This window comes from Sneathiella sp., assembly GCF_036844445.1.
In the GTDB taxonomy this organism is placed as follows: Bacteria; Pseudomonadota; Alphaproteobacteria; order Sneathiellales; family Sneathiellaceae; genus Sneathiella.
Genome location: NZ_DAIUFV010000005.1, coordinates 90,676 through 110,989, shown reverse-complemented (window position 1 = coordinate 110,989; position 20,314 = coordinate 90,676). Strand labels below are relative to the sequence as shown.

Sequence of the window (20,314 nt, the reverse complement as noted above, 5' to 3'; positions counted from 1 at the left end):
TCTCAGCTCCTGCGGATATTGAGCGCGCTGTAGAGACGCGCAAAGGCCTCGCTCGCCGGGCTGTCGGTGCGATGAAAGGCATAATCCCACGACATCCGTTCCGCCAGCGTCGCAATCTCTCGCCGATGGGCGTTAAAGAGCGACTGATATTCCTCGCGCGCCGCCTCAACGCGGCCGAGGGTGAGGCTCCCATCATCGGCAAGCGAAAGAAACCGCGTGCGCCCCTGAAAGGGAAGCTCCACCTCTGCCGGATCGGCGATGTGCAGGAGGAAGCCGTGGCAGCCGAGGGCGACGAATGAGCGGACGATGCTTGAGATTTCTTCGGGCGCGATGAGAAAGTCGCTTATCAGCACGATGGTTGAGCGGTTCGACAGCCCCTCCGACCTGGCGAGCGATGCAAGCGATGGCGTCTCGGCCTGCATCAGGCGCTGCGTGAACCGGTTGAAGCTTGAAGGGCCGGTCGAGGCCTTCTCCGCCTGTCCGAGCAGGCCGAATTTTTCGCCGCTCCTCGAGAGGGACAGCGCGAGGGCAAGGGCGAGGAGCGACGCGCGCTCCATCTTGCTTTGCCCGGCCGCGTCCGAGCGATAATCGAGCGTCGGGGACTGGTCGCGCCATATCCAGACGGTTTCGGCGGTCTCCTGTTCCTTCTGGCGGATATAGACATGTTCGCGCTTGGCGCTCTGGCGCCAGTCGATGCTACTTGCCGGATCATCGGGGCCATATTGCTTGAACTGCCAGAAATCCTCGCCCGTGCCGGCGCGGCGGCGGCCGTGCACGCCCATATCGAAGGCGTTGACAAGATGCTCGGCCGCCAGAATCAGCGGCGGAAGGGCCTGGACAAGCCGTTCCGCATCCGACCGTTGATCTTGTTTCTGGAGAGCTTCCCGGCGCAGTCCGAACATATCCTACTCCAGTAACGGAGCGACGAGTGACTCGATGATCTGATCCATCGTGATATTTTCTGCGCGGGCCGCATAGGAGAGGGCCATACGATGCTGCAGCACGGGCTTGGCGAGCGCAATCGCATCATCGACCGACGGGCTGAGGCGCCTGTCGAGCAGGGCGCGGGCCCGAACCGCGAGGATCAGCGCCTGGCTCGCGCGCGGTCCCGGACCCCATGAGACGTAGCGATTGACAAGTTCGTTACTGCTCTCGCCCGGACGTCCTTCACGCACCAGACGGAGAATGGCATCTATCACCGTGTCGCTGACCGGAATTTCGCGTACCAGATGCTGCGCGGCGATAAGTTCTTCCGGTGACAGGATCTGCCGCGGGCGGGGTCGCTCATTGCCGGTTGTCTCCAGCAGGATGCGGCGCTCAGTCTCGCGGTCCGGATATCCGACATTGATCTGCATCAGGAAGCGGTCGAGTTGGGCTTCGGGAAGGGGATAGGTGCCTTCCTGCTCGATCGGGTTCTGCGTCGCGAGCACATGGAAGGGCGTCGGTAGCGGATATGTCTGGCCGGCAACGGTGACCATCTCCTCCTGCATCGCCTGCAGCAGCGCGGACTGTGTGCGCGGGCTGGCGCGGTTGATCTCGTCCGCCATCAGGATCTGCGCGAAAATAGGCCCGCGCAGGAATTTGAAATAGCGGCTGCCATCCTCGGCCGTTTCCAGAATTTCCGATCCCAGGATATCGGCGGGCATCAGGTCGGGCGTGAACTGCACCCGCTTGTCATCGAGGCCGAGCACCCCGCCGAGGGTCTCGACCAGCCGGGTCTTGGCAAGCCCCGGCACCCCGATCAATAGCGCATGGCCTCTTGCCAGCAGGGTAATCAGCGTTAATTCAATAACTTCATCCTGACCGAAGATGAAGTCACCAATCCCGGCTTTCAGGCTGGAGAGTCGTCCCGACAGGTCAGTGACCCGTTCGAGGATTCGCTGATCGCTATCACCCGTTGTTTTCATGTGAGTCTGTCATCCTCGGTGAAATTTGAGTAATCTCGACTGGCGTGCCGGTAGCCAGCGGAGGTTATCCTGAATATAGTATCAAAAAAACACGAATTCAGGCCAAAATTATGACAAACGAGAAAACGCAAGATGGCCTCAACGCCATCCTCAAACAGATAGAAGGGCAGAAACATCCGCCCGTTCATTTGTGGAACCCTGATTTCTGCGGCGATCTCGACATCCGCATTGCGCGCGATGGAACCTGGTATTATCTCGGCTCGCCCATTGGCAGAAAGCCACTTGTGCGGCTGTTTTCCGGCGTTCTGCGCTATGACGACGATGGTAGATACTATCTCGTGACGCCGGTCGAAAAGATCGGGATCACGGTGGAAGATGTGCCCTTCATTGCGGTCGAAATGTTCGTTGAAGGCAAAGGGCGGGAGCGCGTGATCAGCTTTCGCACAAATGTTGACGATTTCGTGATTGTCGACGAGGCGCATCCGTTCCGCCTGGAGATCGACCCCGAAACAAAGGAGCCCTCGCCTTATGTGCGGGTGCGGGCTAATCTTGACGCGCTGATTAACCGACCGGTCTTTTACGACCTTGTAAACCTGGCGGAAGAAGAAAATATTGATAGGGAGGCCCGCTTCGGGTTCTGGAGCAGCGGCCAGTTTTTTGAGCTTGGTTTGGTCGATGACATTTTTGGTAAGTGAACAAAAAGATTTGATAATGCGGATCCGCCGTGCGCTTGATCCTGTCCCGGCCGGTCATTCCGAAACGCCGCCGCCGGGGGACAAGGTGCGCGGCGATCACGATCTCAATCCCGAGACCGCACCGGACAGAAGCAAGGGCTTCACGCCGGCGGCCGTTCTGGTGCCGATCGTGATGCGGGAGGGAGGGATGAGCGTTATCCTCACCCGCCGGGCGACGCATCTTTCCCGCCATGCCGGGCAGATCAGTTTTCCGGGCGGCCGGGCGGATCCGGAAGACCGGGATGCTGTTGCGACCGCGCTTCGCGAATCCGAAGAGGAGATTTCGCTCGACCCCGCGCGCGTCGAGGTGATTGGCGGGCTCACGCAATATATTACCGTTACGCGCTACTGCGTGACGCCGGTCGTCGGGCTGGTCCGGCCGCCGTTTGATCTGCGCGCCGAAGAGGGTGAGGTTTCAGAGATCTTCGAGGTTCCGCTCGAATTTCTGCTCGACGCCGCAAATCGCAAGAAGCACAGCGGCTTTCACAATGGCGTTGAGCGCTTCTGGTATGCCATTCCCTTTCGTGATTATTATATCTGGGGGGCAACTGCCGGTATGATCAAGGATTTGTCGGAGAGGGTTTCTGCCAAATGATCCGGAGCATTCTTTTCCATCTGATCCCGTTGCTGCTTCCGTTCGTCGTTTACGCTGTTTACCTCTATTTCAATGCGCGCGCAGGCGGAGACAAGAAATGGGGCAAAGTGTCGCTTGCGGTCACGACAATGATCGGCCTTCTGCTGATGGCCGTGAGCCTGATCACGCTTGGGCTGGTCAGCGGATCCCCGCGCGAGGGAACCGTTTATGTGCCGCCCCGCTTCGAAGATGGCCGCCTTATCGACTCGCAGATCCTGCCGGCTGAAGAACAAGAGTGATACTGCCATGACCCTGGGCATCGGCCTTGTCGATCTTTCCACCGAGCCGCCGCCCTGGCGGCATTGGCCGGAGACCGAGGCGGTGCTGGCGGCGCTCGAAGCGGAGGGCGGGCATGCCCGGTTTGTTGGCGGCTGCGTCCGCGATGCGCTGCTCGGCATTGCAAGCGGCGATATCGACATTGCTACCGATCTCCTTCCCGGCGCGGTTATCCAGGGGCTGGAGCGCGCCGGGATCAAGGCCGTTCCGACGGGGCTCGATCACGGGACGGTGACCGCCGTCTGCGATGATCGCGCGTTCGAGATTACCTCCCTGCGGCGTGATCTCGTGACCTTTGGCCGCCATGCCGAGGTTGCTTTCACCCATGACTGGGAACTCGATGCCGCGCGGCGGGATTTCACCTTCAACGCTCTCTATCTCGATCCCAAAGGCGAGCTCATTGATCCCGTCGGCGGGCTTGCCGATCTCGCCCTCGGCTGCGTCCGCTTTATCGGCAGCGCCGATGACCGCATCCGTGAGGATCGACTTCGGGTGTTGCGTTATTTCCGCTTCCATGCGCGCTTCGGGCGGGGGGAGGCGGATGCGCATGCGCTTGACGCGTGCCGGAAATCGGCGGGCGAGCTTGGCGCCCTCTCGGCGGAGCGGGTGCAGAAAGAAATGCTTCTTCTGCTGGCAACGCCCGACCCGGTGCCGGCGCTTCACCTGATGGCGGAGACCGGTGTTCTTGCCGCGGTGACGGAAGAGACGTGCGATATCGAACGGGCGTCGCGTCTGATCGCCCGGTATCCGGAAAGCGATGCGCTGCTCCGTTTCGCTGCGCTTCTCGGGGGCGACAGGGAAGCGGTGCTCCGCGTTGCCGCGCGGCTTCGCTTTTCCAATCATCAGAAGGAGCGCCTCGCGCTCATGTGCGGCGGCGAACTGCGCGAAGGGATGAGCGAGAAGGCGCGCCGCGCGCTCCTCTACCAGATCGGCGCGCAAGGCTTCATCGATCAGACGCTGCTGCTTGCATCAGTTGACGGGGCGGCGTTCGATGCTGCTTCGTATCTTGACGCCGCGGCATGCTGGGTGCGGCCGGAATTCCCCGTCTCCGGCCATGATCTGCTGGCGCGCGGAATGGCGCCCGGCGCGGAACTTGGCGCTCTCCTTCATGGGCTCGAAGCGCGCTGGATCGCTTCCGACTTTCGCCTGACCCGCGCGGAATTGTTAGATTCTCTTGATGCCTGATCTAACGGACGCCGAGGATCCACCCCTCTTCCGTGCGGCAGAGCGCCTCCGCAGTTGCATCGAGCCAGGACGGCGCGGCGAATGCCTGCGGCGCTCTCCCCGCCGCCATTTCGGCAAGGAGCGAGTCGCGCGCGGCAAGCACCTGCCGAGCGTCACGGATCGGATGGTCATAAGCTGTGTGATCGTAGAGTGATGGCCAGATTTCGGTGAGGATGATGCCGTCCAGCGCTTTCTCCCAAGCGGTCTCGAAGGGCCAGAAGCGAATTCGCGGCGCAAGGTCGTCCGTCGCCGCAAGCAGGGCGAGTTCGCGAAGGCCGGTGAGCGCCTGACTGCCGACGGATCCGGTGGTGTAGAGCTTCCAGACGCTGGAGATGGAATGGCGGCGGTGCGTTTCTTTCAAAAACCGCTCAGCGATCCGCCATTCGGAAATGCCGGCAACGGGAAAGGCCGGTTTCGTCATCGAGAGATGCGCCGACGTGGCAGCGGCGGGACAGCCCCAAAAGGGCCCCGGACCGCCTGACAGCTCCGCATTGAGGCGCGCGGCGACCGCGAAGCGATTGTTTTGATCCGCATCGTCAGAGGTCAGATGCCGCGCGATACGGCGGGCCGCGTCTCGCCCGCCGCCGAGGCCGCTACCCGCGGGATACCCGAAGGGGAAGTCAAAGCCGACGCAGGCGGGCCCGTCATGCCGGCGCAGCAGCGCAATGATCCGCGCCATGCAGTCCGCCCGGGTGCGGAAATATTCCGGCTCTGAGACCGCATCGCCCGCCGCCCAGGCGATCCAGCAGCGATCGGCTCTCGGGCGGGAAGGCCCCGGGCTTGCCGCAGCCGACCAGTCCACCATGATGATAAGTGCAAACACCGTTGTCCTTTCAAAGCGCTCCGTCCCTGCAGCGACTTTATGGTATACTCAGGCGATGACAAAGGCCGATGAATGACTACATAGGGCAATGTCTGCTTCACTCTGCGCAGGAGGAAAATGCGATGAAGCGTATCATGACGGCATCCGCGGCGCTTTTGTTCCTCAGTCTCGCCCAGCCGGCGTTTGCCGAAGACAAGGAATCTCCGCCCGGCGATATGGCGCTCGAAGGGATCAGCCGCCTGATGGAGGCGCTCGGCGCGTTTATTTCATCGCTTCCGCAGTATGAAGCGCCGGTGATGAATGAAAACGGCGATATCATCATCAAGCGCAAGAACCCGGCGCCGAAGGAAAAGAACGAACCCAAACTGGAAGAGACGACGATCTGAGGGTAAGATCCGTATTCACGTCGGAAAACGGATAGGCGCGCCCCGGCCGGGCTTCTAGACTGTGTCCTGAAGCTACAGACAGGATCGAAGCAATGACACAAGACGCCATAATTACCGCCATTATGACCCGCGACAGAAGCGCCGACGGCCGCTTTGTGTACGGGGTCAGGACGACCGGGATTTACTGCCGCCCGTCCTGCCCGGCGCGCAATCCGAAGATGGAGAACATCCGTCTTTTCGAGCTTCCCGAGCTTGCGGAGGCGGCCGGGTTTCGCGCCTGTCGCCGCTGCCGCCCGGATCTCGTCAAAATCGCCGACCCGGCGCTCTCGCTTACCCGGCAGGTCTGCCGCATGATCGAACAGCATCTGCAGGGGCCGGATGCCGGCAAGCTCACCCTGCAGCAGATGGCAGCGGAGACGGGCTATAGCGAAGACCATCTTGCGCGAAGCTTTCGAAAAATTCTCGGGCTCTCGCCGCTCGAATATTATGACAATCGCCGCGTCGCGCGGTTCAAGGAGAATATCCGCGCGGGCGAAACGGTATCGGAGGCGGCTTATGGCGCCGGCTTTGGATCCTCCTCCCGCCTTTATGAAAAAGCGCGCGCCCGGCTGGGCATGACGCCCGCATCCTACGCAAAGGGTGGGGCGGGAGCGGAGATTGCCTATGCCATCGTTGACTGCTTTCTTGGCCGGATGCTGATCGCCGGGACGCGCCACGGCGTCTGTGCGGTGTACTTCGGCCCGGATGATCGCGCGCTGCTACGGGAGCTGGAGGAAGAGTTTCCGAAGGCGGAGATTGCCGCCGATATCGGGCGGCTCGCCGACTGGGCGGCAAAGATCGTCCATTTCCTTGAGCAGAAGACAGTGACGGTGCCGGATATTCCCCTCGACATGTATGGCACCGCGTTCCAGCGCCGTGTCTGGCAGGCGCTACTTGATATCGCGCCCGGAGAGACGAAAACCTACCGCGATCTCGCTGCGGAGATTGGCGCGCCCAACGCCGCGCGGGCGGTCGGGCGGGCCTGCGCGACCAACCCTGTCTCATTGCTGGTGCCATGCCACCGGGTTATCGGCACCGATGGCAAGCTGCACGGCTACCGCTGGGGGCTGGAGCGGAAGGAGAGCCTGCGCCAGTGGGAGGCATCGGCCGCGAAGTCAGGATGACTGTCCGCTTCCGTTTCCGCTGCGATTGAGGCGCGCCTGGTTTTCCTTGCTGAATCTCCGCTCGCTCGCCTCGCGGATGCGCTCGGCAAGTTCCTCGCGTTTCAGCTGGTGCGCCTTGCGGGCGTTGGCCATCCGCGCGCTCGCGTCCTTGCGGCGCTCCTTCTCCCAGATCGATAGCACTTTCTGCCGGTAGGGGACGTTATATTTCTTGGTCCGGGAGTGGTAATGCGCGATCGCGACGTTCCATGAGCGGCTTTCGGCCTGCAGGCTGCTGAGCAGTTCGGCCGCATAGCGGGTGTTGCTCTCCGGATCAAATGCCGTTTCGAGATCCTCGAACGCATCGGGATGATAGTGGAGGTTGATCTGCATGCAGCCGACGTCGATGTTGCGAACGCCCTTCGCACGCAAAGCTGTCACTTCTTCGATCGCGGCGGCCTTGCTCGGCAGATACCGCCCGCGCCCCTCGGCATAAACCGTCCACGGCCAGGCAATCATTTCCTGCCTCTCCTTGTGCCAATGTCCGCTCTCGGTAAGCGAGACGGCAGTCAGAAGCCGCTTTGGAAGACGGTATTGCCGCTCCGCCGCGCTCACCGCTTCGGCGCAGGTATCGGCAAATTCCGGGGCCTTCGCGATGACGCTGCCGACAGCGAGCGGCGCGATGCCAAGGATACAAAGGGTTAAGGTTGCCAGTCCGATCAAGATACGCATTTTGTCCTCCTGATTTAAGGAGAAGCAATAACTGCGCCAGTTTTCGGATCAGTCGCTGACTTTCAGGCTTTTTTGCATGATGACGGTATCTACCCAGCGATCATGCTTGTAGCCGACCGCTTCGAGAATGCCGACAAGTCGAAAGCCGAGGGACTTGTGCAGATTGATCGAGCCGCGGTTGCCGCTATCGCCGATCACGGCCACCATCTGCTGCCTGCCGGCCGCGCGGGAGAGATTGATCACTTCCGAGAGAAGCGCCTTGCCGATCCCTGTTCCGCGCTGGCCATCGCGTATATAGACCGAATCCTCCACGGTATGGCGATAGGCGGCGCGGGGGCGGTAGAGATTGGCGTAGGCGAAGCCCACAACATCGCCGCCCCGGTCCGCAACGAGATAGGGCAGGCCGTGCTGCAGGATAGCGTTGCGCCGGGCCGTCATTTCCACTTCATCCGGCGGCTCGATCTCGAACGTCCCGAGACCGTTCAGCACGTTTTCCGCGTATATTGCCGTAATGAAAGCCATGTCCTGCGAGGTCGATGGCCGGATAAGAAGCGGGGTATCTGTCGTCATATGGTTACGCTGTCAGGAGGGAACGGTAGTCCGCGCTCAGTTCCGAGATAAACTGGTCGAGATTTTGTTTAAGCCGGGTGAAGCCGGCGGTCGGGGTCAGGCTGTTCTGGTTCATGTAGAGGCCGCGGTTGATTTCGATCTGAAGTGCCTGCACATGGCGGTCCGGCCGGCCGTAGTGTGACGTGATGAAGCCACCGGCATAGGGCGTGTTTATTCCGACATGGTAGCCGAAACTTTCAAAACGGCTGAGCACGCTATTGAAAAGCTGGGCGCCGCAGGACGTGCCATAGCGGTTACCAAGAATGATATCGGGGCGGCTTTTCCGAAACCGCGATCTGCCGCCGGTCTCCGTGCAGGCCGTTGAGGGCATCGAGTGGCAGTCGATCAGATAGACGAAGCCGAATTTCCGGCGCCCCTCATCCAGCAGTTGGCGAAGCGCATGGTGATAGGGGAAATAGCATTGATTGATGCGTTGTTGCGCTTCGCTGAAATCGAGTTTCCCCGCGTAGATTTCCTGCCCTGCGCCGACAACGCGGGGGATCGTCCCGATGCCGCTGGCAAGCCGCGGACTCTCCGTCAGGGCATAATCGGGCAGCGGTGTTGTGTACATATGCGGGTCGAGCTCAAAGGCTTCCCGGTTTGCGTCACAATAGGCGCGGGGGAACTCTGCGCGCAGCAGCGGTGCGCCATATAGCGGCGCGCTTGAGAACAGCTCATCGACCAGAAAATCCTCGGACTGGCGGAGTTTTGCGAAGCTGAGCATGGAACTTCTGATGAAATCATCCGGATAGTCACGGCCGCTGTGGGGCGACGAAAAGACAAACGGAATGCGCCAGTCGTCGGGCCACTGAATGGTAAGCGGGGATGCAAGGGCCGTCATATCCAAGATGTTCTCCTCTCGGCGCGCGAGAAAAATATCCCGTAGCTTATTGTCAGCCACGTCCGATAGTATAGTCTAACTCGCGAGCCTATTTAATGAGAATTGTGCGGATTTCGCAATGGCCCGTATTTTACTTGCTGAAGACGACGACAATCTGCGGCCGTTTCTGGCCCGCAGCCTGGAAAATGCCGGCCATGAGGTGCTGGCCTTCAGCGATGGCGACGAAGCGTTGCCCGCGCTTCACGCCGCCGAGTTCGATATCCTGATTTCGGATCTCGTGATGCCGGGAATGAATGGCATCGAGCTTGCCCGCCATGCACGCGAAAAGGCGCCGGACCTGCCGGTTATTTTCATTACGGGCTTCTCGGCTGTCGCGATGGAGGCGCTGAATACGGTGGATGGCGTCAGCAAGGTGCTCTCGAAGCCGTTTCATCTCAATTCGCTCGTGGAGGCCGTCCGCAATGCGCTCGAAGACAGGGCTCTGTCGTGATGAGCGCGTGCCCTTCTTTCTGTTTGCAGGGTCACAATTAGGCTTGCAATGACCACCGCGGCACATTATAAGTCGCCAAATCCTGCCGCACTTCCTGCGGACAAGGGCGTATAGCTCAGTTGGTTAGAGCGCTGTGTTGACATCGCAGAGGTCACAAGTTCGAATCTTGTTACGCCCACCATTCCCAAACCTTTGACATATCAATAATCCAGCTCAGCTTTGCTGGGAACCTTCGCGCCGTGGCTGCAAGAGATCCGGGACGGCAGACCCTATTTACGGAGTTTTCTTCTGGGTATCTCGCGGAGGAAATGAGGTATCGAGCGGCTGGAGAGGGAGTATGCGTGGCGGAGAATCCGGCTCGGGCGTCTGATTTTGCGGATCTTGCGGCCGAGCATATTGAAGCACAAGTTGGGACAAATGTGTTGCCAGTACTTCATAGGGCACGCGCGCCAGTTCCTCTGCGGTCAATGGCGGATGAAAAAGACCACGAGATTGCGGCGATTTTGAATCTGGCATTTCAGAACCTCGGGATAGATGGTGCGGGACTTCGAGCGACGACAACCTTCTGTGACGACCTGCGTAACAATTGCCCCGACAGGCAGGCGAATGGCCGTGATGCCTGCTACTGGACCACGGCGTTGCGGAGCAGCACGGGGCTGCCGAGCGGAAACTGGATCAGCGTCTGCTCTCCCTGCGGCTGGTCGAGGGTGATTTTCCAGTCCGTGACGAAGGTGAAAGGCGCCCGCGGCGGGGTAGTGACAAGTTCTCCCGTTGCGACGTTCAGATAGATGAGCTTGTGCGGCATCCGGCCGGACTTGATCGTCAGATAGGTTGCCTCCGGGCTCTCGATAACGTCGCCGGGCTTCGGCCAGTAGCCGATGTCCATTAGCATGGTTGCTTCCGAGATCAGCGGCCTGAAGGAGGTGTCGGCGACGCAATAGACGGTCTTGTTCTGCAGGCCCTTTTCCTCGAGCAGCCGGGGCAGATATGTGCGGTCGCGATCGGAAGGCATGAATGTCACGGCATAATCAAGAATCTCCGCATCATTCATAACGAGGAATGCTTTGATGCAGGGGAAGATAGCCCGTTCGAACTGGGTATAGAACAGGTCTCCGTATCTGACATCAGAGAGAAACGCCGGCTTGCCTACAAGGTCCACTTTCATTTCGAGACTGCCTTAATGCTGCCCAGAAACTGATATTTTCTGAGCGGAATATATATGCCGGTCAACCAGGCTACGACCTCGTCCGGCTCCGCCTTTTTTGCGGCGGATGGAACGGGTGCGTTGTCTGGTCGTTGTCGCTACAGCTGTTGCAGCGACCAAAATTCTGATGCGAATGATAGCAAATTTATGAGCTCAAGTAAAAAACTATCGGCTGTATGGTTAATGCGCTAAAATTCCGCGTGGCGTATTTTACGCCTCGCCCAATGGTTGAAGAGGCGCATTTTTGCGGCCATATTAAACGGACGCGCCCTCGGTTGAGGAGACATTGAGATGAGAATATTCGTCTTGCTGGTTACCCTTCTTGTGATGGCGGGATGCGCCGCGCCGAGCATCGATGCCAATGTAACCGCCTTTCATACGCCGGAGCTGCAGGCGGCGGGCGGCAAGACAATTGTCATTCGCCCAAGCCCGCCAACCAGGGAAACAAGCCTCGAATTCCTGAATTACCGCCCCAAAATTGCCGAGAAGCTGCGCCATGTCGGCTTTACCGTCGTTGAAGACATCGCCAACCCCGATTACATCGCCGAGGTCTCCTATGGCGTCGACGGGACCGAAACCTATTCGGCGACAACTTCCTCGCCGACCTTCGGTCTCGGTTATTACGGCAGCCCTTTCTATTATGGCGGCACCTTCAACCGCCGCTACGATACCCGCACGTGGGTGGAATATAACCGCTTCATCGCCCTTGAGATAATCGAGGGGAAGTATGCCGGGGTGGATGCGCCGCCGCGGATTTATGAAGGGCGGGCGCAGTCGACCGGTCACTGCCCGACGGTGGCGGGCGTGTTCGATGAGATTCTCGATGCGCTGTTCAGGGATTTTCCGGGTGCCAACGGCAAGACGACCTTTGTCACTATTCCGTGGGATGGTTCCTGCGAATAGCTAACTAAATAGCCGCCCGCCGTCGGCCCTGTTGCTATTCCACCTTGTAAACGCTGTAGACCGGCCCCTCCGGCTCGCGCACACCCGTTGCGATGAAGAGGTGGCGGTTCACCCAAAGATGCGCCGGCGCGGATGTTTCAAGGCGCGGCTGGGCGCGGAAATAATAAAGCGACGGATCCACCGCTTCGCCCGCCATAAGCCGCGCCATTACATCGGCCGGGCCGTGGCGGAAGCCTTCATAGCGAACGTAAATGAGGGCGCCGTCCGCCGCTTCAATAGTGAGCCGCACGTCAAGCTGCGTGACGCCGTCCGGACGCGTGAGCAGCCAGTCGCCGCCGCCGCGCACTTTCCCCTGCAGCAGCGGGCCGGTAATCTCGCCGCCCGTCACCGTCGCGATCACGCGCCCGCCCATCGCTGTTTCGCCAAGATTTAGCGGCGGCATTTCCACTGTAAGCCGCATGTCGAACGCATGTGTCAGCCTGACTTCCTGCATCGTCTCCCCCTCTTTTTGTTTTTCAATTAATAGCGCGGCATATTGCCCTGCTCGCAACAACTCGACATGTCGTAGTTATAGGTGCTGTATGGATTCGGATTGTTGATCGAGAAGCTTGATCCGCAGCCCGCCAGGAAAAGCGAAAGCCCGATCATCACAAGATATTTCATTAATAGTCTCCTCGCTTTTCAGTGTCGCGATCTGGTGGCCCTTGATTGCCGCCTTATGGCATCCCCCACTGCGCGAGGGGACCCCGGGCGCCGTCTCTCAGAGGGTCGGGGGCGGTACGGCCGATCCGTTCCCTTCGTTCAATTGCGGCAGGGCAAGGCTTCCGGTCGCCACCTTCATCAACTCGATTTTATTCTCTTTCAGCGTCCTGTAAATCGCGGCGTTGATGTTATAGCGATCTTCGAAATATTTGAGACCCGGAACCCAGGCGCGCACGCCGATCACGACGCCGCCATAGGTAAAATCCTGAATGCCGACCTGTGGCGGCTGCGGTGTTTTATCGGTAACGATTTTAGCAACCGCGTCCTGTACGAGGGTGACGACGCGCGCCGGGTCTTCATCGGCGGGAATGCAGAAGTGACTCTCGACGATGCGCATTTCCATTGAGTTGACGATAACCTGACCGACAATTTCCTTGTTCGGAACGGCGATCTGTTCGCCATCCTCGCCGGTGAGAAACGTCATGCCGAGCGAGATTTTATTGACGACGCCGCTCACCCCGCGGACCGTGATGACGTTGCCGACAACGAACGGGCGGGTGAGGATGATGGCGACGCCCGCGCCGAAGTTGGAGATCGGTCCCTGCAGGGCGAGCGTCGCACCGAAGGTGACGGCGCCGGCAAGCGCAATCAGCGGCGCGATGCTGACCCCGAAATTGCCGAGCGTGATAATGATCAAAAGGACGACAAGCGCGAGCTTGAGAGCGCTCCCGATAAACTGCGAGAGCGTAATATCAATATTCCGCCGCAGCATCAGCGCGATCAGCCGATTGCCGAGCCAGTTGACGACAACGAGGCCGAACAGCAAGAAGACGATCGCGCCGAGAATCTGAAAGCCGTATTTGACGGCGAACTCGGTCGCAAGCTCGACCCAGTAGGAGACGGTCTCAATATTGTCGTTTACGGTGTCCATCTGTCTATTCTGATCGTGTGATTACTTGTGCGCTCAGTTGCCGAACAGTTTCTTCACCGCGCCCCCGGCGCCGCCGAGTGCATCGCCCGCGCCCTTCGTGATGTCTTTTGCCGCATCGCCGGCTTTGCCCGCGGCCGCGCCGATGCCTGATTTATTGACGAGGTCGCCGGCATTGGTGAGAAGCGAATCGAGGTTTTTGCCGATACCGAGCGTTTCGAGCACATTCATCGTCTGGCCGGTGAGCTGGTCGATGAGCAGCGCGGCCACCTCGCCGGGGCTCGCGCCGCCGTCATCCTTGCCGATGTTCGCAAGATGGATCGCGGGTACGCCGCTTTCGATTTTTTGCCCGGCGAGCATCGGGGCGCGCACGGAAACCATTGCGCCGGTAACGAAAAGATTGTCGATGATGAGTTTCGGCCCTTCAGAGGAGCTTTCCGCCTTCTGCTCCCCGCCGGCGAGGCCGTGTTCCTTCATAAAGGCGTCGACATTCTGCTGCAGCGCCGTCAGGTTGTTGGTTGTTCGGTTGACCTCATAGAGGACCGCCGGATTATCGATGCGGATCTCGCGGATATGGATGACCTTGTCACTCGTCTCCCTGATATTCACATCGACCGACACACTGTCGAAGCGGATCGCGGGATCCTGCGAAAAGCCGGCCGGATTGCCGACGCTGAATCCCGTGAGCGCGACCTTGCCACCGAAGATATCAAGGTCGACATTTTCAAGCACGACGTCGGTTTTTGTCACCTTGGAGCCGTATTCCTTGACGCCCGCGACGATCACCCTGTCGAGATTGAAGTAAAAGACGCCGGCCGCGACAGCAATGATGACAATTAGCGCGACAATGACGCCGCCGATTATTTTGCCCATGTTTCGACCTCTTCCCTAAGGTTGCGCTCCCCTTGCGCTTTGCTCGTCGTCATTTAGCCAGAGAATGCGATGTTACGCAATTGATTATCCGCGTCGCGCCGGGCGCTTTACAGACGGCGAAGGCGCATCTAGAGATAGGCCTTCTCGCAGACGAAAGGCGTTGAGCGTGTCCCCTTTGTTCTCGGCTGATTTCATACTGGCGCTCAGGCTTGTGCCTTTCTATATCGCGCTTTTCCTGATCGTCGGCTTTCAGCTGCCCTTCTGGCCTGTCTGGCTGTCGCATATGGGGCTCGACGCCGGGGAAATAGGCATCGTGCTGTCGGCCCCGATCTGGGCGAAAATTCTTATAACCCCTGTTATGACAGCCATCGCCGATTATTTCGGTCGCCGGCGCGCCCCGCTTGTCCTCATGTCCGCCCTCTGTCTCGGCCTGTTCCAGCTTTATTTCTTCGTCGACGGCTTCTGGCAGATTTTCTTTCTCGCGCTCACGATCGGGGTGTTTATCACCTCCTTCACCGCGCTTGGCGACAATCTCGTGCTGACGCTCGCCCGGACACGAAATATCGACTATGCGCGCATCCGTCTCTGGGGCTCGATTTCATTTATTGCGGGCGCCTACGCCGGCGGGCTGGTGATGACGGACCGGTCTCCCGATTTCATCCCGGTGCTGCTTGCGGTGGCGTATCTGCTGCTCTTCCTCTGCTGTGTGATGCTGCCGGAAATCAGCGTTGCGCGGCGTCATGAAGGCGCGAAGGGCTTTCGCCTGCTGCTCGAAAATCGCCCGTTCATGATATTCCTGATCGCTTGCGGCCTGATCCAGGGCAGCCATTCCGTTCTCTACAGCGCCGGCACCCTGCACTGGCAGCAGCAGGGATTGAGTGACGGAATGATCGGCTTCCTGTGGGCCGAGGGCGTCGTGGTCGAAGTGCTGCTCTTCGCTTTCTCAAAGCGCCTCTTTGCGTCGTTCAGCCCGGTTCAACTGATGCTGCTTGGTGGGGTTGCGGGGGCGATCCGGTGGGTCATCATGGGGTTGACGCCCGGCGTTCCCGTCCTGCTTGGCGTTCAGATGCTGCATGGCGTGACATTTGCCGCCGCGCATCTTGGCGCCATGCGCATGATCGGCACGGCAATCCCGGTCGAGCTTTCGGCGCGCGCCCAGGGTCTTTACACGGCCGTTTCCCTTGGTCTCATCATGGGCGGCGAGATGCTGCTCTCGGGATATCTCTACAGCGCCTTTGGCGGGAGCGCCTATTTCTTTATGGCGCTAAGCTGCCTCGTCGCTATTTTAATCTGCCTGCGCCTCCGCACTTTACAGATCGCCTCGATAGATTAAGGATGACAGTCGAAACGGCTTCAGTTTAGATTGGCCACGAATACGGGTCTTAAAATTTAAGAAAAGGGATAAGAATGGGACCATTAGCGGGATATAAAATCGTTGAAATGGGTGGTATCGGGCCGGGACCGATGTGCGCCATGCTCCTCGCGGACCTCGGCGCGGATATCGTTCGTATCGACCGGCTGGCAGATCCGGGGCTCGGCAGCATGCCGACCTCTCGCAATAGCCTTCTGATGCGCGGCCGGCGCTCGATCTCCGTCGATACGAAGACGGATGCGGGACGGGAAGTCGTTCTCAAGTTGATCGAGCAGGCGGATGCGCTGATCGAAGGGTTTCGCCCCGGCGTGATGGAGCGGCTCGGCCTTGGCCCCGATGACGCGCTGAAGCGCAATCCGAAGCTGGTTTACGGCCGCATGACCGGCTGGGGTCAGGAAGGCCCGATGGCCAACGCTGCCGGTCACGACATCAACTATATCGCGCTCTCGGGTGCGCTGCATGCCATTGGCCGCAAGGGGGAGGCGCCGGTTCCGCCGCTTAACCTCGTCGGCGACTTCGGCGGCGGCGCGCTCTATCTCGCGCTTGGCCTCGTTGCGGGCATGCTTGAAGCGCAGAAGTCCGGCAAAGGGCAGGTGGTCGATGCCGCAATGGTTGACGGCGCGGCGTCGCTGATGACCATGTTCTACGGCATGATGGCCGCCGGTCACTGGAAGGATGAGCGTGGCGTCAACCTGCTCGATGGCGCCACACATTATTACGATGTCTATGAGACCCGCGACGGGAAACATATTTCGCTCGGTTCCATCGAAGCGAAATTCTACAAGGAACTGCTGGAGCGCACCGGCCTTGACAAGGAAGATCTGCCGCCGCAGCTTGACCCCAAGAGCTGGCCGATCATCAAGGCCCGCCTGACCGAGGTGTTCAAGAGCAAGACCCGTGACGAGTGGGACGAGATCATGCTCGGCACCGACGTCTGCTACGCGCCCGTCCTCTCGATCATGGAAGCGACGAAGCACCCGCACAACGTGCATCGCAAGACCTTCGTCGAATATGAAGGGGTCGTCCAGCCGGCACCGGCGCCGCGCTTCAGCCGCACCGAGGCAACGATCCAGCGCCCGCCGTGCCTGCCGGGTGAGCATACGCGTGAAGCCATGCTCGACTGGGGAATTGCCGCGGAAACGATTGACGATCTGACCAAACAGGGCGTCATCAAGTAAGTGTTGTTGCACGCATTTTCGTGATCTTACCGGCCTTTCCGGCGGATGAGAAAACTTGACGCCGGAAAGGTTTTGCGGAACCTTTCTCTGTGAGTTTGGTAGGAGAGGGGTGATGTTACAAAAACATCAGAATATCGATGTTCGCGGCGGCGAGAATGTGCTGCCGGCGAAGAATATTAGCGTGCCGCAAAAAATGACAGAAAACAAAGGCTTGTCCGGAGCTGCCAAACTCTTTGGCGCGGGTGTTGTGCTGACTATCGCTTGGCTTGTCGCCGCAGGCGCTTACATCTGGACAAGAATCGGTTGGCCCGAGATCCTCACCCTCGCACCGTTCGACCTTGGTATTCTGCTGCTCGGCGCTTTCGCGCCGCTTGCATTTTTATGGCTGCTGCTGGGGTATTTCAACCGCGGGATGGAAGCGCGCCTCAAGGGCAACGCGCTCGACCAGCTCCTCGCCAGCCTCGGCTATCCGAGTGCGGAAGCGGAAGCCCGGGTCGCCCGTCTTACCGAAGCGCTGGAGAGGCATTCAAAAGCGCTTCAGACATCGACGGACGCGGCCGCAACCCGGATCGAGACAGTGACCGGCGCGCTGGAGAAACAGGGCACCTCCGCCGGGGTCGCCGCCGACAACCTGCTGCAGACATCCGACCGTCTCAAGACGGAGCTGGAGGCGCGTGAAGCGCATGTCCGCGACCTGATCGAGCGGATCGATGAACAGGGGCTGCGGCTGAACGACGCCATCAAAGTGCAGTCGAGCCGCCTTGAGACGGCGGCTGGGGACGCGGAGAGCCGGAGCATCGCGGTGCAGGCGGCGCTGACGGCGCAGATCGGGACACTGGAGAGGGCGATCGCCGCTGCCGATACGAAGTCGCAGGATATTGCGCGCCTGCTGGCCGAGATCAGCGAGAAGATATTCACGCATGCCTCCCGGACCCTTGCCAATACCACCGACGCTAAAGAGGCGCTGGGCGCCGAGATTATCCAACTGGAAGGCGCGGCCGAGCGGCTTCGCGCGAAGCTCGATGAGGGCGCGGCGAAGCTTGGGGAGCGCGGGCAGGAAATTGAGGAAATTTCGCGATCCTCGTCGGCCGAGCTTGCAAAAACCGCTGATATCCTGCTGCAAAGCACGACCGATCTCAGCATCGCGAGCGATGAGGGCGTAACGCGTCTCACGGCGCTTCGCAATACGCTCGCCAACAGTATGGCGGAAGTCGAGCGGGCGCTCGACCAGCTTGCAAGCCGCGAAGGCGGTCTGCTCCAGATGGCGCGCGAGGCGGAGACGGGCGCGCGTACCTCGGCCGAGCAGGTGCAGCAGAGCACGCAGCAACTGTCCCTCCGGGCAAGCGAAATGACGGAGCAGATGCTGCTCTCAAGCCGCAAGCTGAAGGACGAGACCCTGTCACTTGATACGATTTTAACGGCGGCGAGCGAGAGCCTGAACGCAGTTGATCAGAAGCTCCGCGAGGGGCAGGCGCTGCTCGATGAAGCGGGACAGAAATCCCTGCGCAATGCCGATCAGCTTGGCGAAAAGCTGGCCGGTCACGCCGCCCTTCTCAATGATGCGTCCGAGACGACGGGCGCGCGGACGACCCTTATCCAGGAACAGCTTCGCAACCAGATCGCCGTTTTTGAACAGGCATCGCAGCAGATCCTCGATATGTCGCGCGAGATCAGCGGACGGCTGGAGAAAGATCTCGACCTGCTCAACCGGACGAGCGTTGAGACAAACAACCGCATCTTGGAGATTGGCGGCGGCCTGCAACGGCAGGTCGAGGGGCTGAAGGAAATCTCCGACGCGATGGCGAGCCGGATGCGCGAAGCCGGGGAGGAGCTGCGCAAAGAAGGCACCGATATGGAAGTCAGCGCCGACAAGGTGTCGCGCACGCTTGTCTCCGCCAGTGAATCGCTGGTCAAGCAGCAGAAGGAGATCAGCGCGAGCGCAGACTACTCCAAGAGCAAGCTTGCCGCCGCGATCGAGGAGACGATCCGCTATCATCAGGACTTTATGGCAACGGCCGAGCGGGCGACCTTGCAGGCGCGCCAGTCCGGCGAAGCGGCCTATTCACAAACGGCCGAGCTTGCCAAGACTGCCGAACGCGCGTCCGCCGAGCTTCGCGCCATGGGCGATCAGGCAACGACGCATATAGAGGAACTCCACAAGGCGGCGGCGCGCGCAGAAGGTCAGGGCAGCCGTCTTGCCGACGTCACCCGCACCTCGCTCTCGCATATCAGCGAGGCGAGCGGCTCTGCCAAGGTGCATATGGAAGAGCTTGCCGATATTTCCGTCCGCGCCAAGAACCATGCCGAGGCGATGGAGGAGATCCTCCAGCAGGAGACGCAGGCGCTCGCCGATATCGCAAGGCAGCTTACCGAGCAGGTGGAAACCGTGGAGAAAACGCTCTCCGAGCGCTCTTATATGCTCGACAGCTCCGTCGAGCAGGCCTCCGAGGCGACCGAGCGGTTCCACCGCCGCTCCATCGAACTTGCCAAGGCGAGCGAACTGATGATCAAGGGCATTCAGTACGCCGATCGCGCGCTGGCCAAGCACAAGACGGAAATCGACGAAGCGCGTCGCCATATCCATGAGGATCTCGACCGCGTGACCGCGAAAATCTCGGATGCGAGCCAGCAGGTGAAATCCGCAGGCTCCAACGCCGCGGCGCTGTTCCACGGGCAGGCCGAGGACCTCATCCGCTTCACCGCCAAGGCCAATGAGAGCGCGCGTCTCCTCGGCGAGCAGTTTGAAACGCAGCAGCAGCGGCTCACTCTCTCTATCCGTCAGGTGGAGGAGAAGCTCAACCAGTCTGCCGGTCTTTTGAAGAGCGAAAGCGAGGCCTTCAGGAAAGCGGCCGAGACGGCGGCGGAAGAGGCCAGCACATCCGGCCAGCGGATCGAAAAACAAATGATGAGCCTGACGACGGCGGCGGCGAAAGCGAAACTCGAGGCGGACCGGCTGGCCGAGAAGAAAAGCCGCACCCGCAACGAGCAATTCATGAAGTCGACGGCGTTCATCATGGAGAATCTGAACTCCCTGACGATCGATCTCAACCGCATCCTTGACAGCAGCCTGTCCGAGGATCTGTGGCGCCGCTATCGCAAGGGCGAGAAGGGGATTTTCACCCGCAAGCTCCTGAAGGCGCGCGATGCGGAGAAAATTCGCGCCCGCTATCGCGACAGCGGGGATTTCCGCCGCTTTGCCGATCAGTATGTCGCCGAGTTCCGCGAAATTATGACGGAAGCCGGCAATGTCGATCATTCCGAGCTTCTGTCGGATGCCTTTATCACCGCCGATGTGGGCAAGGTCTACCTGCTGCTGCAGGAGGCGCTGGAAGGGCTGGAATAGCGCAGGCGCCATTGTC

At 60.1% G+C, this 20,314-nt stretch carries 22 protein-coding genes and 1 tRNA gene; 12 read left to right on the top strand and 11 right to left on the bottom strand.

From position 1 onward, the window contains the following. Positions 1 to 2: 2 nt before the first annotated feature. Positions 3 to 902 (bottom strand): DUF58 domain-containing protein, encoded by a 900-nt coding sequence (locus V7Z56_RS11365; protein ID WP_334129574.1) that lies wholly within the window; start codon positions 900 to 902, stop codon positions 3 to 5. Between the two features lie 3 nt (positions 903 to 905). Then, positions 906 to 1,907 (bottom strand): AAA family ATPase, encoded by a 1,002-nt coding sequence (locus tag V7Z56_RS11360; protein ID WP_334129573.1) that lies wholly within the window; start codon positions 1,905 to 1,907, stop codon positions 906 to 908. Between the two features lie 110 nt (positions 1,908 to 2,017). Here V7Z56_RS11360 and V7Z56_RS11355 point away from each other — a divergent pair, with 110 nt between their 5' ends. From V7Z56_RS11355 to V7Z56_RS11340, 4 genes are read left to right on the top strand one after another with little or no spacing between them, the layout of a single operon-like run. Next, positions 2,018 to 2,602, top strand: coding sequence for a DUF1285 domain-containing protein (locus V7Z56_RS11355; protein ID WP_443023802.1), 585 nt, complete (start codon positions 2,018 to 2,020; stop codon positions 2,600 to 2,602). Between the two features lie 16 nt (positions 2,603 to 2,618). Next, positions 2,619 to 3,236, top strand: coding sequence for a CoA pyrophosphatase (locus V7Z56_RS11350; RefSeq protein ID WP_334129571.1), 618 nt, complete (start codon positions 2,619 to 2,621; stop codon positions 3,234 to 3,236). Beyond that, positions 3,233 to 3,514: a DUF6111 family protein gene (locus tag V7Z56_RS11345; protein WP_334129570.1), complete on the top strand. Its 282-nt coding sequence runs from the start codon at positions 3,233 to 3,235 to the stop codon at positions 3,512 to 3,514. The genes V7Z56_RS11350 and V7Z56_RS11345 overlap by 4 nt, the downstream gene beginning before the upstream one ends. A 7-nt stretch (positions 3,515 to 3,521) precedes the next feature. Next, the gene (locus V7Z56_RS11340) at positions 3,522 to 4,736 is read left to right on the top strand and encodes a CCA tRNA nucleotidyltransferase (RefSeq protein ID WP_334129569.1); all 1,215 of its coding nucleotides are present in this window, start codon (positions 3,522 to 3,524) and stop codon (positions 4,734 to 4,736) included. Between the two features lies 1 nt (position 4,737). On the opposite strand, the gene V7Z56_RS11335 is transcribed toward V7Z56_RS11340, so the two are convergent. Beyond that, a complete protein-coding gene (locus V7Z56_RS11335; RefSeq protein WP_334129568.1) occupies positions 4,738 to 5,598 on the bottom strand; it encodes a hypothetical protein in 861 nt (286 codons plus the stop codon). A 122-nt stretch (positions 5,599 to 5,720) separates the two neighbouring features. Here V7Z56_RS11335 and V7Z56_RS11330 point away from each other — a divergent pair, with 122 nt between their 5' ends. Both V7Z56_RS11330 and V7Z56_RS11325 read left to right on the top strand, forming a co-directional pair. Beyond that, a complete protein-coding gene (locus tag V7Z56_RS11330) occupies positions 5,721 to 5,984 on the top strand; it encodes a hypothetical protein (protein ID WP_334129567.1) in 264 nt (87 codons plus the stop codon). Positions 5,985 to 6,076: 92 nt separating this feature from the next. Next, the gene (locus V7Z56_RS11325) at positions 6,077 to 7,147 is read left to right on the top strand and encodes a bifunctional transcriptional activator/DNA repair enzyme AdaA (protein WP_334129566.1); all 1,071 of its coding nucleotides are present in this window, start codon (positions 6,077 to 6,079) and stop codon (positions 7,145 to 7,147) included. Here the strand turns inward: V7Z56_RS11325 and V7Z56_RS11320 are convergent. From V7Z56_RS11320 to V7Z56_RS11310, 3 genes are read right to left on the bottom strand one after another with little or no spacing between them, the layout of a single operon-like run. After that, positions 7,139 to 7,855: a transglycosylase SLT domain-containing protein gene (locus V7Z56_RS11320; protein WP_334129565.1), complete on the bottom strand. Its 717-nt coding sequence runs from the start codon at positions 7,853 to 7,855 to the stop codon at positions 7,139 to 7,141. The genes V7Z56_RS11325 and V7Z56_RS11320 overlap by 9 nt on opposite strands. Before the next feature lie 48 nt (positions 7,856 to 7,903). Continuing rightward, positions 7,904 to 8,425: a GNAT family N-acetyltransferase gene (locus V7Z56_RS11315; protein WP_334129564.1), complete on the bottom strand. Its 522-nt coding sequence runs from the start codon at positions 8,423 to 8,425 to the stop codon at positions 7,904 to 7,906. 4 nt (positions 8,426 to 8,429) lie between these two features. Beyond that, the gene (locus V7Z56_RS11310; protein ID WP_334129563.1) at positions 8,430 to 9,305 is read right to left on the bottom strand and encodes an N-formylglutamate amidohydrolase; all 876 of its coding nucleotides are present in this window, start codon (positions 9,303 to 9,305) and stop codon (positions 8,430 to 8,432) included. Positions 9,306 to 9,423: 118 nt separating this feature from the next. Here V7Z56_RS11310 and V7Z56_RS11305 point away from each other — a divergent pair, with 118 nt between their 5' ends. Together V7Z56_RS11305 and V7Z56_RS11300 are read left to right on the top strand one after the other, a co-directional pair. Next, on the top strand, positions 9,424 to 9,795 hold the full coding sequence (locus V7Z56_RS11305; protein WP_334129562.1) for a response regulator: 372 nt from the start codon (positions 9,424 to 9,426) through the stop codon (positions 9,793 to 9,795). A gap of 104 nt (positions 9,796 to 9,899) precedes the next feature. Continuing rightward, a tRNA-Val gene (locus V7Z56_RS11300) sits at positions 9,900 to 9,976 on the top strand. A gap of 441 nt (positions 9,977 to 10,417) precedes the next feature. On the opposite strand, the gene V7Z56_RS11295 is transcribed toward V7Z56_RS11300, so the two are convergent. Beyond that, a complete protein-coding gene (locus tag V7Z56_RS11295; RefSeq protein ID WP_334129561.1) occupies positions 10,418 to 10,960 on the bottom strand; it encodes a hypothetical protein in 543 nt (180 codons plus the stop codon). A gap of 330 nt (positions 10,961 to 11,290) precedes the next feature. Between V7Z56_RS11295 and V7Z56_RS11290 the strand changes: the two genes are divergently transcribed. Continuing rightward, complete coding sequence (locus tag V7Z56_RS11290) at positions 11,291 to 11,902, top strand: hypothetical protein (RefSeq protein ID WP_334129560.1); 612 nt, start codon at positions 11,291 to 11,293, stop codon at positions 11,900 to 11,902. A gap of 34 nt (positions 11,903 to 11,936) precedes the next feature. Here V7Z56_RS11290 and V7Z56_RS11285 read toward each other — a convergent pair whose 3' ends face one another. The 4 genes from V7Z56_RS11285 to V7Z56_RS11270 all read right to left on the bottom strand — a co-directional run bounded on the left by V7Z56_RS11285 (position 11,937) and on the right by V7Z56_RS11270 (position 14,405). Then, the gene (locus V7Z56_RS11285; protein WP_334129558.1) at positions 11,937 to 12,395 is read right to left on the bottom strand and encodes a DUF3237 domain-containing protein; all 459 of its coding nucleotides are present in this window, start codon (positions 12,393 to 12,395) and stop codon (positions 11,937 to 11,939) included. 26 nt (positions 12,396 to 12,421) lie between these two features. After that, the gene (locus V7Z56_RS11280) at positions 12,422 to 12,565 is read right to left on the bottom strand and encodes a hypothetical protein (RefSeq protein WP_334129557.1); all 144 of its coding nucleotides are present in this window, start codon (positions 12,563 to 12,565) and stop codon (positions 12,422 to 12,424) included. A 97-nt stretch (positions 12,566 to 12,662) separates the two neighbouring features. Continuing rightward, on the bottom strand, positions 12,663 to 13,535 hold the full coding sequence (locus V7Z56_RS11275) for a mechanosensitive ion channel family protein (protein ID WP_334129556.1): 873 nt from the start codon (positions 13,533 to 13,535) through the stop codon (positions 12,663 to 12,665). Positions 13,536 to 13,568: 33 nt separating this feature from the next. Beyond that, a complete protein-coding gene (locus V7Z56_RS11270) occupies positions 13,569 to 14,405 on the bottom strand; it encodes a hypothetical protein (RefSeq protein ID WP_334129555.1) in 837 nt (278 codons plus the stop codon). A gap of 166 nt (positions 14,406 to 14,571) precedes the next feature. Between V7Z56_RS11270 and V7Z56_RS11265 the strand changes: the two genes are divergently transcribed. The 3 genes from V7Z56_RS11265 (at position 14,572) to V7Z56_RS11255 (ending at position 20,298) form a co-directional block, all read left to right on the top strand. Further along, entirely contained in the window at positions 14,572 to 15,738 is a 1,167-nt protein-coding gene (locus tag V7Z56_RS11265) for an MFS transporter (protein WP_334129554.1), read from the top strand. Between the two features lie 74 nt (positions 15,739 to 15,812). After that, positions 15,813 to 16,955: a CaiB/BaiF CoA transferase family protein gene (locus V7Z56_RS11260; protein WP_334129553.1), complete on the top strand. Its 1,143-nt coding sequence runs from the start codon at positions 15,813 to 15,815 to the stop codon at positions 16,953 to 16,955. Between the two features lie 112 nt (positions 16,956 to 17,067). Further along, complete coding sequence (locus V7Z56_RS11255; RefSeq protein ID WP_334129552.1) at positions 17,068 to 20,298, top strand: hypothetical protein; 3,231 nt, start codon at positions 17,068 to 17,070, stop codon at positions 20,296 to 20,298. Positions 20,299 to 20,314: the final 16 nt, after the last annotated feature.

Bases quoted from the DNA above. Each gene is read 5' to 3' on its own strand.
- V7Z56_RS11275 (WP_334129556.1), bottom strand. From the start codon at position 13,535: ATGGACACCGTAAACGACAATATTGAGACCGTCTCCTACTGGGTCGAG.
- V7Z56_RS11330 (WP_334129567.1), top strand. From the start codon at position 5,721: ATGAAGCGTATCATGACGGCATCCGCGGCGCTTTTGTTCCTCAGTCTC.
- V7Z56_RS11285 (WP_334129558.1), bottom strand. From the start codon at position 12,395: ATGCAGGAAGTCAGGCTGACACATGCGTTCGACATGCGGCTTACAGTG.
- V7Z56_RS11270 (WP_334129555.1), bottom strand. From the start codon at position 14,405: ATGGGCAAAATAATCGGCGGCGTCATTGTCGCGCTAATTGTCATCATT.
- V7Z56_RS11345 (WP_334129570.1), top strand. From the start codon at position 3,233: ATGATCCGGAGCATTCTTTTCCATCTGATCCCGTTGCTGCTTCCGTTC.
- V7Z56_RS11355 (WP_443023802.1), top strand. From the start codon at position 2,018: ATGACAAACGAGAAAACGCAAGATGGCCTCAACGCCATCCTCAAACAG.
- V7Z56_RS11365 (WP_334129574.1), bottom strand. From the start codon at position 902: ATGTTCGGACTGCGCCGGGAAGCTCTCCAGAAACAAGATCAACGGTCG.
- V7Z56_RS11255 (WP_334129552.1), top strand. From the start codon at position 17,068: ATGTTACAAAAACATCAGAATATCGATGTTCGCGGCGGCGAGAATGTG.
- V7Z56_RS11290 (WP_334129560.1), top strand. From the start codon at position 11,291: ATGAGAATATTCGTCTTGCTGGTTACCCTTCTTGTGATGGCGGGATGC.
- V7Z56_RS11360 (WP_334129573.1), bottom strand. From the start codon at position 1,907: ATGAAAACAACGGGTGATAGCGATCAGCGAATCCTCGAACGGGTCACT.
- V7Z56_RS11260 (WP_334129553.1), top strand. From the start codon at position 15,813: ATGGGACCATTAGCGGGATATAAAATCGTTGAAATGGGTGGTATCGGG.
- V7Z56_RS11325 (WP_334129566.1), top strand. From the start codon at position 6,077: ATGACACAAGACGCCATAATTACCGCCATTATGACCCGCGACAGAAGC.
- V7Z56_RS11315 (WP_334129564.1), bottom strand. From the start codon at position 8,425: ATGACGACAGATACCCCGCTTCTTATCCGGCCATCGACCTCGCAGGAC.
- V7Z56_RS11340 (WP_334129569.1), top strand. From the start codon at position 3,522: ATGACCCTGGGCATCGGCCTTGTCGATCTTTCCACCGAGCCGCCGCCC.
- V7Z56_RS11320 (WP_334129565.1), bottom strand. From the start codon at position 7,855: ATGCGTATCTTGATCGGACTGGCAACCTTAACCCTTTGTATCCTTGGC.
- V7Z56_RS11305 (WP_334129562.1), top strand. From the start codon at position 9,424: ATGGCCCGTATTTTACTTGCTGAAGACGACGACAATCTGCGGCCGTTT.
- V7Z56_RS11350 (WP_334129571.1), top strand. From the start codon at position 2,619: ATGCGGATCCGCCGTGCGCTTGATCCTGTCCCGGCCGGTCATTCCGAA.
- V7Z56_RS11310 (WP_334129563.1), bottom strand. From the start codon at position 9,305: ATGACGGCCCTTGCATCCCCGCTTACCATTCAGTGGCCCGACGACTGG.
- V7Z56_RS11280 (WP_334129557.1), bottom strand. From the start codon at position 12,565: ATGAAATATCTTGTGATGATCGGGCTTTCGCTTTTCCTGGCGGGCTGC.
- V7Z56_RS11295 (WP_334129561.1), bottom strand. From the start codon at position 10,960: ATGAAAGTGGACCTTGTAGGCAAGCCGGCGTTTCTCTCTGATGTCAGA.